Consider the following 15,218-nt stretch of genomic DNA (forward strand, 5'->3'; position numbering starts at 1 on the left):
GGTCGATGCCCGCGCATCGTACCACCGGGTTCGCCGGGCCGCGTCGTGTCGCTGCGTCGTGACGCCGCGATGCGGCGCGCGTCAGCCCGCGCGGGTCATGCCCGGCGCATGGGGCGCGGGACGGTACGCATAGCCGCGCTGCTGGAACGACGTCGCGAAGAACCGCATCTGGTAGCGGATCGCATTCGCCCAGTAATCCCACGTATGGCCGCCCGGCCGTTCCGCATAGTCGTGCGGCACGCCGAGCGCGACGAGCCGTTCGTGCAGCGTGCGGTTCGAGCCGACGAACGCGTCGTCGCGGCCGCAGTCGATCGTCAGGTCGAGATGCGCCCGCACGAACGCGCCGGCGCTTGCGACGATCACGTTGCGGTCCCAGAACGACGGATGGCGGCCGGGGTCGCCGAATACGTGGTCGATGCCCGGCTCGTCCGCGCAGCAGCGCGGATCGACCGCGCCGCTGATGCTGCCGACCGCGCCGAACGTGTCGGGCCGGTCGAGCGCGATGCGCAGCGCGCCGAAGCCGCCCATGCTGAGCCCGGTGATCGCGCGGGCGCGTTGCGTGGCGATCGTGCGGAAGTGCAAGTCGATGTACGACACGACTTCGTCGCCGATGAAGGTTTCGTAGCGGCTGCCCGAATCGAACGGGCTGTCGATGTACCAGCTCTCGTGCCCGCCGTCGGGCATCACGAGGATCACGTGGTAGCGGTCGGCCAGCGCGGCGATGCGCGTGTTCGACGTCCAGTCGGTGTGATCGCCGCCGGAGCCGTGCAACAGATAGACGACCGGATAGCGGTCGCCGTCGCGGGTGCCGCGCGCATAGGCGTCGGGCAGCACGACGGTGGCCTTGAGCGTCTCCTTCATCGCGGCGCTGGGAATCACGACGACCCGCGCGTGGAAGGCGAGAGCAGGGCCTGAAATGGCGACCAGCAGAAGCAGCCAGAAGGCGCGTGCCAGGTACATCGATCCTCGCATGTGTCGACCCCATCCGGCGCCGGGCGCCGGGAAAACCCTGTTCGGACGACTCTAGCAACCGCGCCTTTCAACCATATTTCGGCGAATCCTACGGGTTGTCAGGCGGGCGGCGCGGACACGATGCGCTCGAGCGCCGCGCGAAACGCATCGGGTTGCTCGGCCGGGATCAGGTGCCCGCAGCGCTCGATCGTGTCGAAGCCGGCGCAGCGCGCGAGCGCCCGGTCGGGCACGTGCCAGCCTGCGCGCGAGCGTTCGCCGGCCATCAGCCAGACCGGATGACGCGCGAACACTTGCGCGAGTGTCTGCAGATAGCCCGGTTCGCCCGTCGTCGCGACCACCGAGCGGCCCATCGCGCGCAACGTCGATGCCGGCTGATGCGCGAGCCAGCGGCGGGCGTCGTCGACGAGGCCCGGCGACGGCGCGTCGATCGCGCCACGCAGCCAGCCGTGCGGATCGGCACGCAGGCCGTCGAGCATCGCGTCGGCTTCGGCAGGCGTCATGCGGCCGACCGACGCCGACCAGAATGCATCGTCGAGCGTGAAGTTGCCCTCGATGTTGACGATCCGCCGCACACATTCCGGGTGCGCATGCGCGAACAGCATCGCGATCGCGCCGCCGACCGAGTGGCCGACGACATCGACCGGCTGCGCGCCGAAGTGCGTATCGACGGTATGCCGAAGGTGCTCGACCTGCGCGGCGAGTGTGATCAAGTCGAACGGTACCGTGCGATGCGCGCCGTAGCCGAGCAGGTCGGGGGCGAGATGCGGGCCGTTCCACCCGTGCACGTCGAGCGTGCCGATGAAACCGTGGATGAAGACGACGGGCGTGGGCTGGGTCATGGAGCGGGCGCGGCAGGAAGGGGTGGCAATTCGAGTTCGGCGAGCAGTTCGTCGAGTTCGAGCACGTGCGTGCGGTCGTGGTCGAGCAATTCGCGCACGAGTTCGTCGAGCGACATGCGGCGCAGGCCGTCGCGCAGCCCGCAGCGTGCGAGTTGCGCGGAATCGAGCGCGGCCGCGGTTGCACACAGCGCGGCGCGGCCCGTGCGGAATGCCGTGACGGCAGCGTCGAGCGGTTGCGCGAGATAGTCGCGTTGCGCGGCGAGCGCGGTGCCGTCGACGGATGCAATCACGGGCAGGTCGAGCGTGCATACGGCGTCGATGCGCTCGGCGAACACCGCGTCGAGATCGCGCAGGTGGCATGCATGCTCGACGAGCGAGAAGCCCGTGCCGTCGGGGCGGCGTGTCCACAGCGCGGCCGGCACGTGCGCCGCATACGCGGCGAGCCGATCGGGCAGGCGCGCCAGCGCGGCGACGACGTCGGTGAAAGGCAGCAGTTGCGGATACGCGCTGAACACCGCGCCATAGCTGAACAGCGTGCCGCCGAGCCGCCCGCGCGCCTGCACGACGTCGTGGCCGTGACGGCGCATGACTTCCGCGACCATCGCGCCGCAGAACTGGCGGGCTGTCGTGTCGGTTTCGATTTCGGGGAATTTGTGCGCGATCTCGTGCTGGATCGCACCGATCGCGGCGACGCCCACGCGCGACAGCGCCGCGAATTCGACGTAACGCTCGGGTTGCGCGATCAGCGCTTCGAGCTGGGCGCCGAGCGCGGTGAGGCGGAAACGGTCGAAGCGGGAATGCATGACGGGAGGGTTTCGGCGAGTAACGTATCAAAACGATACGTTACTCGCCGAGGGGACGTCAACAGGCGGAATCGGGCAAGACGTTGGTTCACTCCTTGCCTGCGCCCTTGGCTGCCTGTTCGATCAGCTTCGCGACTTCGGCCGGGTGCGAGATGTACGCGACGTGGCTCGACTTGAGCTCGATCGTCTTGCTGCCGGCGCGTTGCGTCATGAAGCGTTCGAGCTCGGGGTTGATCGCGCGGTCGGCCGTGGCGACCACCGCCCAGCTCGGCTTGGTCCGCCATGCGGCATGCGTGATCGGCACGCCGAACGACTGCGCGGCCGGCGTCACCTGCGAGATCGCCATGAATTTCGCTTCGGCGGCCGGCACGTCGGCCGCGAAGTCGGCGTGGAACGACGCTTCGTCGAAATACAGATGGCCGTCTTCGGTGGCCTTGATCGCCTTCGTCGCGGGCGGCGTCTTCTTGGTCAGGTCGAGCGGGCTTTCGCCGGTGTCGGGCTGGAACGCGGCCACGTAGACGAGGCCCGCGACCTTGTCGTCGTTGCCGGCTTCGGTGATCACCGCGCCGCCGTAGCTGTGGCCGACGAGGATGCTCGGGCCGTCCTGCGCGTCGACGACACGCCGGGTTGCCTTCACGTCGTCGTCGAACGACGTTTCCGGTTGCTGAACGACGGAAACCTTGTAGCCGTCGCGCGTCAGGATGTTCGAGACGGCTTGCCAGCCCGAGCCGTCGGCGAAGTAGCCGTGAACCAGCACGACGTTCTTGATGGGGGCGGCGACGGCCGCGTGCGAACCGAATGCGGCGGCGGAAACGGCGAGTGCCGCGGCGATGTGGCGAAGTTGGGAAAAGCGCTTCATTTTCATTCTCCAGAAGGAAGACAGGGTGGGAAACCGTCGGATATCGACAGGCGTCTTGTTCTGTCGATGAAGTCATCCTACTAGTAGGTAGGGTGGTCGACAAGGAGAATTTGCGGCTGGAAAAGACTATCTCAGGGCAGTAAACTATCGCTGTTTTTCATCCGACTAGATGGTAGGCAGATATGACGGTATCGGGGGACAGTACGGCGGGCCGCATTCTCGAGGCCGGGCGGCAACTGATCATGCGGCGCGGCTACAGCGGGTTCAGCTATGCCGACATCGCCGACGCGATCGACATCCGGAAGGCGAGCATCCATCACCATTTCCCGACGAAGGCGGATCTGGCGGTCGCGGTGCTGCAGCAGTCGCAGGCGAATTTCGATGCCGATATGTCGCTGCTCGACGCGAGCGGCGCCGACGCGCTGGTGCAGATGCGCGCGTACATCGGCTACTGGGAACGCTGCATCGCGGACGACAGCGCGCCGTTCTGCGTCGCCGGCATGCTCGGCGCGGAGCTGCCCGCGCTGCCCGACGAGGTCGCGCGGGCGGTGAGGGCGCATTTCGACGACCTCGCCGCATGGCTGGTGCGCGTGCTCGAGGCGGGGGTGAAAGATGGCGTCGTGCAGCCGGACATATCGGTGCAGACCGAGGCCGCGACGTTCGTGTCGCTGGTCTACGGCGCGATGCTCGCCGCGCGGGCGTACGGCAATGCCGGGATGTTCCGGGACGTGACCGGCGGCGCGGTCGAGCGGCTCGCGGTGCCGCGCAAACGCGGGTGAGCCGCGCACGCATCAGCGGGTAGGAGCGGCGTCCGGCGGTGAGGCGAAACCGTCCGGCGCCGCCGCGATTTACGCGTGTTTTCCGGCGTCGGCCTGCGCGCTCGACCTCGCTTTCTGCGCTTGCAATGCTTCCGTGAACGCCGGGCTGAAGTCTTCCGCCTCGAACAGCGGGCGAATCTCGATGTCGGAGTCGCCGGGCATCGGGTTCGGGCAGCGCTTCACCCATTCGACTGCCTCGTCCATCGATTTCACCTGCCACAGCCAGAAGCCGGCGACCAGCTCCTTCGTTTCGGCGAACGGGCCGTCGCTGACGGTGCGGTTCTTGCCGGCAAAATGCACGAGCTTGCCGCGCCTGCTCGGGTGCAGCCCGTCGGCGGCGAGCAGGATGCCGGCTTGCGCCAGTTCTTCGTTGAACCGGCCCATCGCGGCGATCATTTCCGGGTCGGGCATCCGGCCGGATTCGGAATCGGTGGTGGCCTTGACGATGACGAGGACGCGCATGGTGGACTCTCCTTGAACAAGAATGAGGGGGCGCCGCCGGTCGTTCCGACGGCAAAACGAGCGGTTACGACAACACGACGCGCGACGGCGGCGCGAATCGACATCGCAGGGAAAAAATCTCAGGGGTGAACGGCGTGTGCGGCGTTGCGCCGGCAATCCGTCATGTCGTGCCGGCGCCCGCATCGAGCGCGCTGCGGATCCGGGCGGCGAGTTCGTCGCGCCGGTATGGCTTGCCGAGCAGCATCACGCCGGGGTCCAGCCGTCCCGCATGGAAGATCTCGTCTCGCGTGTAGCCGGACGTGAACAGCACGGGCAACGGCGGCTTGCGCAGCGCGGCACGGCGTCCGAGTTCGCCGCCCTTCACGCGGCCGGGCATGATCACGTCGGTAAACAGCAGGTCGATTGGCGTCTCGCTGTCGAGCACGCGCAATGCGGCTTCGCCGCTGGACGCCGTGATGACCTTGTAGCCGAGCTGCGCGAGCATGTCGACCACGGTCAGGCGGACGTCCGCATCGTCCTCGACGACGAGGATGGTCTCGTGGCCGCGCACCGCGTCGTGCTGCGGCATGCGGGCCTGCTCCTCGGCCGCGCCGTGGCAGCGCGGAAACGTGAGGCGCACGGTGGTGCCCTGGCCCGGCGTGCTGTCGATCGACACATGGCCGCCGCTCTGCTTGACGAAGCCGAACACCATGCTGAGCCCGAGCCCCGTGCCTTCGCCATCCGGCTTGGTCGTGAAGAACGGTTCGAACGCGCGCTCGAGCACGTCGGCCGTCATGCCGGTGCCCGTGTCGGCGAGCTCGAGCGTCACGTATTCGCCGGGTGGCGTCGGCGCGCGGCCGGCGTTCGACGCATCGCCTGACTGCACGTTGTAGGCGGCGATCGTCAGCGTGCCGTCGCCGCGCATCGCGTCACGCGCATTGAGCGCAAGGTTCAGGAGTGCGTTTTCGAGCTGGTGCCGGTCGGCGAGCACGTTGCCGACATCGGGTGACAGTGCGGGGACGATCCGGATCGTTTCGCCGAGCGCGCGGCGCAGCATCTCGCTCATGTCCACGATCAGTTGCCGCGGATTCAGCGTCGTCGGCGCGAGCGGCTGGCGGCGCGCGAAGGCGAGCAGGTGCGACGCCAGTTTCGCCCCGCGCCGCACGGCGTTGTTCGCGTTCTCGATCCGGGGTTGCGCGCCCGCATGGGCGCCGAGCTCGACGGAGAGGATCTGCAGGTTGCCGCTGATCACCTGCAGCACGTTGTTGAAGTCGTGCGCGATGCCGCCGGTCAGGTTGCCGATCGCTTCCATCTTCTGTGCATGACGCAACTGTTCCTCGATCGCCGCACGCTCCGCGATCGCGTCGGTCACGCGCTGCTCGAGCGTCTCGGTCAGGTCGCGCAGCCGGGCATTGGACGCCTGCAGCGCCGCTTCCGCGCGATCGCGGTGGCGCGTGGCGAGCACGCGTTCAGTGGTCTCGACGACGACGGCGAGCACGCCGCCCGGTGCACCGTCGTCGTCGGGGATCGGGCTGTAGTGCAGATCCATCCAGACGTCTTCGGGGCGGCCGCTGCGCAGCAGCACGAGGGCTTTGTCGCGATAGGACAGCGTGCCGCCGGCGAGGCAGGTGTCCATCACGTTGCGGTTGAAATCGGCGACTTCGGGCCAGCCGAGTTCGACCGGCTTGCCGAGCAGATACGGATGGCGCCCGCCGGCGAACCCGGCATACGCGTCGTTGTAGATCATGTAGCCGGGGCGGCCCCACAGCATCACCAGCGGCAGCGGCGACGCGAGCACCGTGCGCACGGCCGTGACGAGGCTGGCCGGCCACCCGTCGAGCGGGCCCAGCCCGGTGGCGGCCCAGTCGAATGCGGCGATGCGCCGGGCCATGTCGCCCTGCCAGCCGGTACAAGCGTGATGCTGCGCGAACAACTCGACATGCATGGGAGCGCTCCGATGAGGACATGCGGTCTCGGGCGGGGGACAAGTCGCGAAAGCGTGCTCCATTCTAGGGCAGATCGATTCGTGCGGCGACGCTGCGCCGTTCCGGAGCCCGTCGTCAAAACTGGTATGCTGATCCTCACCACGTTCACGCGGAGGGCGCCATGGCTGCTAAGGAAGTCTCGAAGAAGAAGTACCTGAAAATCCTGAACAAACGCCTGCGCGCCGAGCCGGCGGCTCCGGCCGGCGCGTCGTTTGTCTTTTTCCCGCTGGGTGCGAAGGCGAAGCACGCGACGGGTGTCGTGTCCGGCGACACGCGCAGCAAGCGCGAACTGGCGGTGATGGCCGCGGTGCAGCGCAAGGCGGCCGAAGAGTTCGTCGTCGCCGGCGCCTGACCGGACCCTGCTGCACCCTCGCTGGATTGCCGCCTCCGCCCCTTACGCGGCGGCGGCCTCGCAATGCGCGATCGCGCCGGCGAGCACGCGCGGGATGTCGTGCGTGAGGGCCGGGCCGTGCCTCGGCAGGATGAGGTCGAGATCGAGCGGCTGGATCGGGCACAGCGCACTGGCCAGGCAGGCGAGCGAGGGCAGGTAGTCCGGGCGCCGGCTCGAATCGACGGTCGCCGGCAGCGGGCCGTCCGTCGCTTCACGGCCGAAGCGCATCAGGATGCCCGACGACAGCAGCGCCTTGTACGCCGGCAGGTACCCGACTGACCCATTCCACTGATGTACGTGTTTCGTGAAGATCGGCACGAGTTCGACGCCGGAGCGGGGCGTCGACACCGTGCCGGGCAGGCGCGCGACACGGTGCCTCGGCTCGGTCCGGCAGCGTCGGTCCGGCCGCGAATCCGGCCGCTTCGCGCAGCAGTCGGGCACGGCGCTGCGCACCGTCCCGGCTATCGTGAACATCCGGTTCGATCGGGCGCTCAGGACACCTAGTCCGCCGCCGCCGCATAGCGGCCACCGCCACCCGCTTCATCGCCCGCCGCGAGCTGTTCCAGCGCGAGGCCCTTCGTCTCGATCCCGAGTGTCCACACGGCCAGCGCGGCCGCGATGAACGACAGCGCGCCGAGCGTGAACACGCCGCCCTGGCCGAACACCGGCAGCACGACGCCGACCACGTAAGGCCCGATCAACGAGCCGACGCGCCCGATCGCCGACGCGAAGCCCGAGCCCGTCGCGCGCGCGCCGGTGCCGTACAGCTCCGGCGTGTACGTGTACAGCGCGGCCCACATCCCGAACAGGAAAAACTGCATCGCGAGGCCGGTGCCGATCAGCAGCGCCATGCTGCCGCCGTACAGCGCGCTCTGGCCGTACGCGTACGCCATCACGCCGCCGCCGATCAGCGACGCGATGCAGGTCGGCTTGCGCCCCCAGCGTTCGACGAGCCACGCGGCGCACAGGAAGCCCGGCACGCCGCCGAGCGAGATCAGCACCGTGTAGAACACCGATTTCGTGACCTCGAAGCCGGCCTGCTGCAGCAGCGCGCCGAGCCACGACGTGAGGCCGTAGAAACCGAGCAGCGCGAAGAACCACAGCAGCCACACCATCACCGTGCGGCGGCGGTACACGCCACTCCAGATTTCGCGCAGCGCGCCGTGGCCACGCGCGACGACCGGCTCGGCGAGCCGCGACGGCGGCGGCAGCGTCGTGACGCCGGCCGAGCGCATCACCTTCGCCTCGATCGTGTGCATCACCGTGTCGGCTTCCGCGTGCCGGCCCGCATGCTCGAGCCAGCGCGGCGATTCCGGCACGATGCGGCGCACGACGAGCACGAACACCGCGGGAATCGCGAGCAGCGCGAACACCGTGCGCCAGCCGAACTGCGGCAGCACGAAGTACGCGACGATGCCGGCCGTGATGAAGCCGAGCGGCCAGAAGCCGTCCATCAGCGCGATCAGGCGGCCGCGCTTCTCGGTCGGCACGAATTCGGACAGCAAGGTCTGCGCGACCGGGAATTCCATCCCCATCCCGATCCCGAGCAGCACGCGGTAGACGATCAGCGCGTCGACGCTCTGCGCGGTCGAGCACAGATACGAGGCCGCGCCCCACAGCACCATGCTCCACTGGAACACGGGCCGGCGGCCGAAGCGGTCGGCGAGCAGGCCGGCGACGGCCGCGCCGAGCACCATCCCGAAGAAGCTCGCGCTCGCGACGAGGCCGGCGGCCGCGGTCGACAGGCCGAACTCCTTGCGGATCGAGCCGAGCACGAACGTCATCGTGCCGAGGTCGACCGAGTCGAAGAAGAATGCGATCGCGATGATGAAGAAGATCCGCTTGTGATAGCCGGAGAACGGCAGGCGTTCGAGCCGGGCGGCGGCGGAGGCGGGAGCGGTGGCGGCGGGCATGGCGTCCTCTGAAATGAAAAGGGGCCGCGAAGCGCGTGCTTCGCGGCCCCGATGCTTCATCTTCAGTAGACGCGACCACAAAATGCCGCATCAGAGGAAAAGCGCCGCCTGCTTGCTCAAATGCGTCATCGGCAGCAGCGCGGGGAGCGGCCGTCTTGCGTCAATTCTTCAGCTTGTAGCCGGTGCGGAACATCCACGCGACGATCGCCAGCAGGATCACGAGGAACAGCGACGTCGCGCCGAGGCTGACGCCCACGTGCACGTCGGCGATCCCGTAGAACGACCAGCGGAAGCCGCTGACCAGGTAGACGATCGGGTTGAACAGCGTGACGACGCGCCACGCGGGCGGCAGCATGTCGACCGAGTAGAAGCTGCCGCCGAGGAACGTGAGCGGCGTGATGATCAAGAGCGGCACGAGCTGCAACTTCTCGAAGCTGTCGGCCCAGATGCCGATCACGAAGCCGAACAGGCTGAACGTGACCGCCGTCAGCACGAGGAACAGCACCATCCAGAATGGATGCAGGATGTGCAGCGGTACGAACAGGCCGGCCGTGGCGAGGATGATCACGCCGAGCAGGATCGACTTCGACGCGGCCGCGCCGACGTACGCGATCACGATCTCCCAGTACGACACGGGCGCGGAGAGAATCTCGTAGATCGTGCCCGTGAAGCGCGGGAAGTAGATGCCGAACGACGCGTTCGAGATGCTCTGCGACAGCAGCGACAGCATCACGAGCCCCGGCACGATGAACGAACCGTAGCCGATGCCGTTCACGTCGCTGATGCGCGAGCCGATCGCGGAGCCGAACACCACGAAGTACAGCGATGTGGAGATCACCGGCGCGATGATGCTCTGCATCAGCGTGCGGCGCGTGCGGGCCATTTCTGCGCGGTAGATCGCGCGGATGCCATGCAGGTTCATGACTCAGGCTCCTTGCACGCCGTTGCGGCGGTTGTCGATCAGGCTGACGAAAATGTCCTCGAGCGAGCTCTGCGTCGTGTGCAGGTCGCGGAAGCCGATGCCGGCCGAGCCGAGCGCGTTGATCAGCTTCGCGATGCTCGCGTCGTCGCGCTGCGAGTCGTACGTGTAGACGAGCGCGGCGCCGTCGGCCGCGCGTTCGAGCCCGAACGGCGCGAGCGCGGGCGGCACGTCCGCGAGCGGGTGCTCGAGCTGCACGGTGAGCTGCTTCTTGCCGAGCTTGCGCATCAGCTCGTGCTTTTTCTCGACGAGCACGAGCTCGCCGCCGAGGATGATGCCGATCCGGTCGGCCATTTCCTCGGCTTCCTCGATGTAGTGCGTGGTCAGCAGGATCGTCACGCCGCTCTCGCGCAGCGAATCGACGAGCTTCCACATGTCGCGGCGCAGCTCGACGTCGACGCCGGCCGTCGGTTCGTCGAGGAACAGGATGCGCGGCTCGTGCGACAGCGCCTTCGCGATCATCACGCGGCGCTTCATGCCGCCCGACAGCGTCATCAGCTTGTTGTCGCGCTTGTCCCACAGCGACAGCGCCTTCAGCGTCTTCTCGATGTACGCGGGATCGGGCGCCTTGCCGAACAGGCCGCGGCTGAACGACACGGTCGCCCAGACGGTCTCGAACGCGTCGGTGGTCAGTTCCTGCGGCACGAGGCCGATCATTTCGCGGGCCGCGCGGTAGTGATCGCGGATGTCGTGGCCGCCGACCGTCACGCGGCCTTCGGTCGGCGTGACGATGCCGCAGATCGAGCCGATCAGCGTCGTCTTGCCGGCGCCGTTCGGCCCGAGCAACGCGAAGATCTCGCCGGGGCGGATGTCGAGGGTCACGTGCTTCAGCGCCTGGAAGCCGGACGCGTAAGTCTTGGAGAGGTCGGAGACGGAAAGGATCGGTTGCATGCTCACGGAGGGCACGGCCGGCCGGCGTGACGGTGCGCGCCGCGCGTGCCCGGCATCGCCGCCGCTGCGAAGCGGCCGGGATCGGGGACGGCATGGCGAACGGGCGTCATGTCGAACGGCGTTGTGGTGCGGGATCGCAGGATCGCCATATTAGCAATCGGTAGATGGAAATGCATTCTCGTGGAAAGGGCGTGGGTTGCCGGTGCTGGATTTGCGTGAATTGACGGTGCATCGCTGAATAGCGCGACTCTTTATTTGCGATGCGTGAACAATTTGAGCCATTTTCGGCGAACCGGGCTGCGATCGTGTTTCCCCTCGGTGGCGGCGCGGCCGGCCGGCCGACTGTGCCGCCCGAAGGCCGTCGCGCCGTACCGGGACGGCGTGCGCGGCGCTCGCGATAATGCGTTTCTTTCATCGTTTACGGAGCGGCGCGCATGTCTTTGGTCGATTTCAAATCCGTGGCGGCGGCGCAGGCCGTCGCATGGAAATCCACGATCGTCGGCGAGGTGGGGCCGGCCAGGATCAAGGTGCTGCGCATGGATGCGCAGGCTTACGAAGCGGAAGTGCACGACTACAACGAAGGCCTGCTGGTGCTCGACGGCCGGATGATGCTCGAGGTCGCAGGCGAGACGATCATCGTGGAGGCCGGGCAGATGTACCTCGCGCGCGCCGGTGTGTCTCATGCGGTGCTGCCGGGCAGCCACGGCACGCTCGCGATCATCGACGTGTAAGGTTGCGCCGCAACATGCAGGTGGCCGGCTGAGGCCCGGCTGGCTTGGCCAGGCGCGGATTGGCGGCCGCCATTCAAACGCGTGTTATACCGCCCGGGTATTTGTCTGAGCAAATAAATTGAAGGCTGTTTGAAAATCTGTCAAATACCGTGTAAACGCTAGGATTGCGTGGTTTCGGTCGTTTGGAACTCTGCATCCATTTACTTGTGGGTATCGTCCGATCATAGTCTCCACCAACGACGCATCACGATAACGAATCAAGCGTACGGATGGAGACCAATTCATGAGACGCCTATCCGCGGGGCCAGCCGGACTGCCGTTTCCCGTTTTTTCGCTGAATGCAGGCGCGATGCCGATCGCGTACCTGCGTTGTCCTGTCGCCGTGTAGCGGCGAACCATTTCCCGTTTCGATCGTTCTCACGGCGCCGTGCCGCATGACGGCGCCGCGGGAGAGCGCTTGCCTGCCGCCGCGGCGTGTGCCGCATGTGCCTGATCGGCATCGCGGCCGTCTTGCGCGCACCGTCATGCGCCGCGCGTCCGTGCCGCGGCGCGATACCAACCGGCGGGCCATGCAGCCTGTCCGGACGAGACTTGTCGTACCTGAAAAGGAGGGGTTGATGATTTGCATTCCTGAATGGCGGAAAGCGATTCTGTCGTGCGCGGTGCTGGCGCTGCCGTTCGTTGCCGGTTGCGGCGGCGGCGACGATCCGGGGCCGATCAACGTGCCGCAGTGCTCGGGCAGCGCATGCGGGCCGAGCGGTGCCGAAACGACGCCGCCGGTCGTGACGAAGCTGTGTCCGGACGCGCTCGATTACACGACGACGTATACGGGCGGCGCAGGCAGCGGCGAGTACGTGAAGGTGAAGTTCGACACCACGAAGCTCACCTACCAGATGCAGTTCATCGAATCGTCGGTGCCGACGTCGGCCGGGCAAGTCAACAATACCCGCGCGGGCTTGACGATCAGCGGCGCATTCCATCATCCGACCACGCTCCCGACGGCCGAGCAGAACCGCTGCGCATTCGTGCTCGACAGCGGCGCGACGAGCGACGGTGCGTATTCGGTGACGATCAACCGTGCCGATCCGCCGATGCTGTTCGTCGGCAATGGCGTGGTGGGCGGGGGGATTCCGGGGGCGACGATTGCGTTCGCCGGTATTCCGCTGCTCCCGGGCGTCACGCTCGGCGTCGTACCGTCGCGCACGTTCGATTTCTATCCGTTCATCGGCTTCACCGACACCGAAACCGACTTCACGAAAGTGGCGGGCAACTACAACGAGGTAGGCATCCATCTGTCGCCGATCGGCGGTGATGGTCAGAGCCCGACCGGGCCGGTCGGCTGGGAGTCCGACGTCGTCAACTGGAATCAGACGTTCAATGCGGACGGCTCGTGTTCGATCACGCAAGGCAGCGACTACTCGTGTCAGACGACCGGGACGCCGTGGACGCGGCGCAACAACGCGGACGGATCGGCCGACAACGTATTCGTGAGCAATCCGGCTGTGGGGCAGGGGTATCCGATTGCGGGGCAAGGTTCGACGCTGATCATTGCACCGAGTCAGGCGAAGGGCATCATGATCGTCGGCAGATTGAACGGCGTACTTGTGCCGATTGTGATTCGAGTGGGCTACACGCACGTCGATACGGTCAATCTGCTCGCATCGGTCGCCGATGCCGAAGTCGGTATCTCGATGCTTTCGTCGACGAAAGCGATTGCCGCGAACTCCCTGAAGGGCGGTTATATCGGCGCGACCAGTGCATCCGCATGCGGCATCGTGACCTCCAGTGGCCAGGGGAACAAGTTGACGTCGGCGGGGCCGAGCTTCAACCCGAACGTGCCGCACCCTGACCTGCCGGGTACCTTCACCAATAACGCCTTCTATTCGGTAGCAGGCAGTTGCAACGACGGTACTGCCGTGTCGACGATGGCCGCGAACTATACGTCGACGCTGTTCCAGGGGGCTACCGCGGCGTTCATCGATCCGCAGACGTCGTCGGTGACCTCGCAGTTCGGGCTCGACTACACGCAGGCGACACCCGGCAAGATCAAGGTCACGGCCACGCAGAACTTCAACGCGAAGGGCGCCGGCGGCGACGTGGCGATCTTCAAGAAGGGCGATACGGGCTGGATCGTGACGGCCGGCAACGTCTACGCGATGGTCGTCAACAACAGCCAGGTCAATCCGTTCTTCACGGTCGGCGCATTCGTCCAGTAACCCTGCATTGAACACGTAACACCGGCGGCGCATGCGTCGCCGCCGGCGAATCGAATTTCAAGAGGATTCCTATGAATTTGAAGCAATGGATGGCCGCGGCCTCGCTCGCGCCCGTGCTGGCAGCATGCGGCGGAGACGGCGACCCGCCGCCCGCACCGGCGGTCCGGCTGTGCCCGCAGACGATCGACTACAACACGGTGTTCATCGGCGGGTCGGGATCGGGCGAGCTCGTGAAGGTGCAGCTCGATACGACGAAGATGACGTACCGGATGACGTATCTCGCATCGCCGGTGCCGACCACCACGGGCACCGTGCAGCCGACCCGCGACACGGCGCCGGCCAACGTGGTCGACGGCACGCTCGCTGACGAAACGGGGCTGCCGACGGTGAAGCTGAACCAGTGCACGTTCCGGATGCAGAACGCGAGCCTCGACCCGAACCGGCCCGCGCGGCTGTTCCTCGGCGAGGGCGTGCTGGGCGGCGCGATTCCCGGCGCGACGATTCAGTTCGACGGCGTGATCGGCGTCGGCAAGATCACGAAGACGACGTTCCCGTACTACCCGTTCATCAGCTTCTCGTCGCTGGAAACCGACCTGACGAAGATCGCAGGCAAGTACAACCAGCTCGGCTATCACCAGGTGCCGTCGCAGAGCTTCCAGCCGGTGGCGCTCGACCAGCAGGTGACGATCAACGCGGACGGGAGCTATGTCGAAACCGACAACTTCGGCAAGAAGAACGGCGGGCAGCCGCTTGCATCGAGCGCGACCGTGAACCAGCCGTTCACGCTGCGGCCCGATGCGCCGGCGTTCCAGTCGCTCAACTACCTGCCGCAGATTCCGCCGACGCTCGCGGCGGTCGATCCGGCGAAGGCCGGCAAGGGGATCCTGATCGTCGGCAAGCTGCGCAACCAGCTCGTGCCGATCTTCATCCGCACCGGCGCGGCCAACGCGGATCTCACGCAAGGCCCGCCGAGCGCGGACGACGAATCGGGCATCTCGTTCCTGAGCCCGCAGACGCCGATCGCGCAAGGCTCGCAGAACGGCGAGTACACGGGCGTCGACAGCGCGTTCAACTACCGCGCGACCGCGCTCGTCGGCGCGCAGGCCACGCTGCTCGATCCGTTCAATGCGTCGCAGGCCGCGCTTACGCGTGCGCTGAACCTCGACTACACGCAGAAGGTGCCCGGTGTCGTCACGACCGTGCATGCGGATGCGGCGTCGGGGCCGGCGACCGGCAAGTTCGTGTTCACCGGCGGCGTATTCGGGTTCCTCGACATGAACGATACGAGCAACCCGTACTTCACGGTCGGCGCATTCGTGCAGTGACGCAGGCGTGGATGGAGACACGGCGGCGCCGCGCGCAGATGCGCGGCGCCCGGAC

15 protein-coding genes are annotated in these 15,218 nt (G+C 67.0%); 5 read left to right on the top strand and 10 right to left on the bottom strand.

From position 1 onward, the window contains the following. Positions 1-81: 81 nt before the first annotated feature. From G3N98_RS05855 to G3N98_RS05870, 4 genes are all read right to left on the bottom strand, one after another. Positions 82-960: an alpha/beta hydrolase family protein gene (locus G3N98_RS05855; protein ID WP_206147561.1), complete on the bottom strand. Its 879-nt coding sequence runs from the start codon at positions 958-960 to the stop codon at positions 82-84. Between the two features lie 110 nt (positions 961-1,070). Further along, positions 1,071-1,811, bottom strand: a complete 741-nt coding sequence (locus tag G3N98_RS05860) for an alpha/beta fold hydrolase (protein ID WP_206147562.1) — start codon at positions 1,809-1,811, stop codon at positions 1,071-1,073. Next, positions 1,808-2,614, bottom strand: a complete 807-nt coding sequence (locus tag G3N98_RS05865; protein WP_206147563.1) for a DinB family protein — start codon at positions 2,612-2,614, stop codon at positions 1,808-1,810. Before G3N98_RS05865 ends, G3N98_RS05860 begins: the two co-directional genes overlap by 4 nt. A gap of 88 nt (positions 2,615-2,702) precedes the next feature. Continuing rightward, a complete protein-coding gene (locus G3N98_RS05870) occupies positions 2,703-3,473 on the bottom strand; it encodes an alpha/beta hydrolase (protein ID WP_206147564.1) in 771 nt (256 codons plus the stop codon). A gap of 182 nt (positions 3,474-3,655) precedes the next feature. Here G3N98_RS05870 and G3N98_RS05875 point away from each other — a divergent pair, with 182 nt between their 5' ends. After that, entirely contained in the window at positions 3,656-4,252 is a 597-nt protein-coding gene (locus G3N98_RS05875; RefSeq protein ID WP_206147565.1) for a TetR/AcrR family transcriptional regulator, read from the top strand. A gap of 69 nt (positions 4,253-4,321) precedes the next feature. On the opposite strand, the gene G3N98_RS05880 is transcribed toward G3N98_RS05875, so the two are convergent. Both G3N98_RS05880 and G3N98_RS05885 read right to left on the bottom strand, forming a co-directional pair. Continuing rightward, on the bottom strand, positions 4,322-4,753 hold the full coding sequence (locus tag G3N98_RS05880) for a YciI family protein (protein WP_206147566.1): 432 nt from the start codon (positions 4,751-4,753) through the stop codon (positions 4,322-4,324). A 160-nt stretch (positions 4,754-4,913) separates the two neighbouring features. Then, positions 4,914-6,677 (bottom strand): ATP-binding protein, encoded by a 1,764-nt coding sequence (locus tag G3N98_RS05885; protein WP_206147567.1) that lies wholly within the window; start codon positions 6,675-6,677, stop codon positions 4,914-4,916. A 161-nt stretch (positions 6,678-6,838) separates the two neighbouring features. Here G3N98_RS05885 and G3N98_RS05890 point away from each other — a divergent pair, with 161 nt between their 5' ends. Next, the gene (locus G3N98_RS05890; protein ID WP_034186060.1) at positions 6,839-7,069 is read left to right on the top strand and encodes a hypothetical protein; all 231 of its coding nucleotides are present in this window, start codon (positions 6,839-6,841) and stop codon (positions 7,067-7,069) included. A gap of 42 nt (positions 7,070-7,111) precedes the next feature. Here G3N98_RS05890 and G3N98_RS05895 read toward each other — a convergent pair whose 3' ends face one another. The 4 genes from G3N98_RS05895 to G3N98_RS05910 all read right to left on the bottom strand — a co-directional run bounded on the left by G3N98_RS05895 (position 7,112) and on the right by G3N98_RS05910 (position 10,891). Further along, a complete protein-coding gene (locus tag G3N98_RS05895) occupies positions 7,112-7,582 on the bottom strand; it encodes a hypothetical protein (RefSeq protein WP_241025765.1) in 471 nt (156 codons plus the stop codon). A 26-nt stretch (positions 7,583-7,608) separates the two neighbouring features. Next, the gene (locus tag G3N98_RS05900; RefSeq protein ID WP_089475470.1) at positions 7,609-9,021 is read right to left on the bottom strand and encodes an MFS transporter; all 1,413 of its coding nucleotides are present in this window, start codon (positions 9,019-9,021) and stop codon (positions 7,609-7,611) included. Positions 9,022-9,181: 160 nt separating this feature from the next. Further along, on the bottom strand, positions 9,182-9,943 hold the full coding sequence (locus G3N98_RS05905; protein WP_083266168.1) for an ABC transporter permease: 762 nt from the start codon (positions 9,941-9,943) through the stop codon (positions 9,182-9,184). 3 nt (positions 9,944-9,946) lie between these two features. Next, the gene (locus G3N98_RS05910; protein ID WP_206147577.1) at positions 9,947-10,891 is read right to left on the bottom strand and encodes an ABC transporter ATP-binding protein; all 945 of its coding nucleotides are present in this window, start codon (positions 10,889-10,891) and stop codon (positions 9,947-9,949) included. Positions 10,892-11,325: 434 nt separating this feature from the next. Here G3N98_RS05910 and G3N98_RS05915 point away from each other — a divergent pair, with 434 nt between their 5' ends. From G3N98_RS05915 to G3N98_RS05925, 3 genes are all read left to right on the top strand, one after another. Then, on the top strand, positions 11,326-11,622 hold the full coding sequence (locus tag G3N98_RS05915) for a cupin domain-containing protein (protein ID WP_089426814.1): 297 nt from the start codon (positions 11,326-11,328) through the stop codon (positions 11,620-11,622). Between the two features lie 617 nt (positions 11,623-12,239). Continuing rightward, positions 12,240-13,838: a DUF2957 domain-containing protein gene (locus G3N98_RS05920; protein WP_089475467.1), complete on the top strand. Its 1,599-nt coding sequence runs from the start codon at positions 12,240-12,242 to the stop codon at positions 13,836-13,838. Between the two features lie 71 nt (positions 13,839-13,909). Continuing rightward, positions 13,910-15,163, top strand: coding sequence for a DUF2957 domain-containing protein (locus tag G3N98_RS05925; RefSeq protein ID WP_206147568.1), 1,254 nt, complete (start codon positions 13,910-13,912; stop codon positions 15,161-15,163). Positions 15,164-15,218 lie beyond the last annotated feature (55 nt).

It is taken from the genome of Burkholderia sp. Tr-20390 (assembly GCF_017104595.1).
In the GTDB taxonomy this organism is placed as follows: Bacteria; Pseudomonadota; Gammaproteobacteria; order Burkholderiales; family Burkholderiaceae; genus Burkholderia.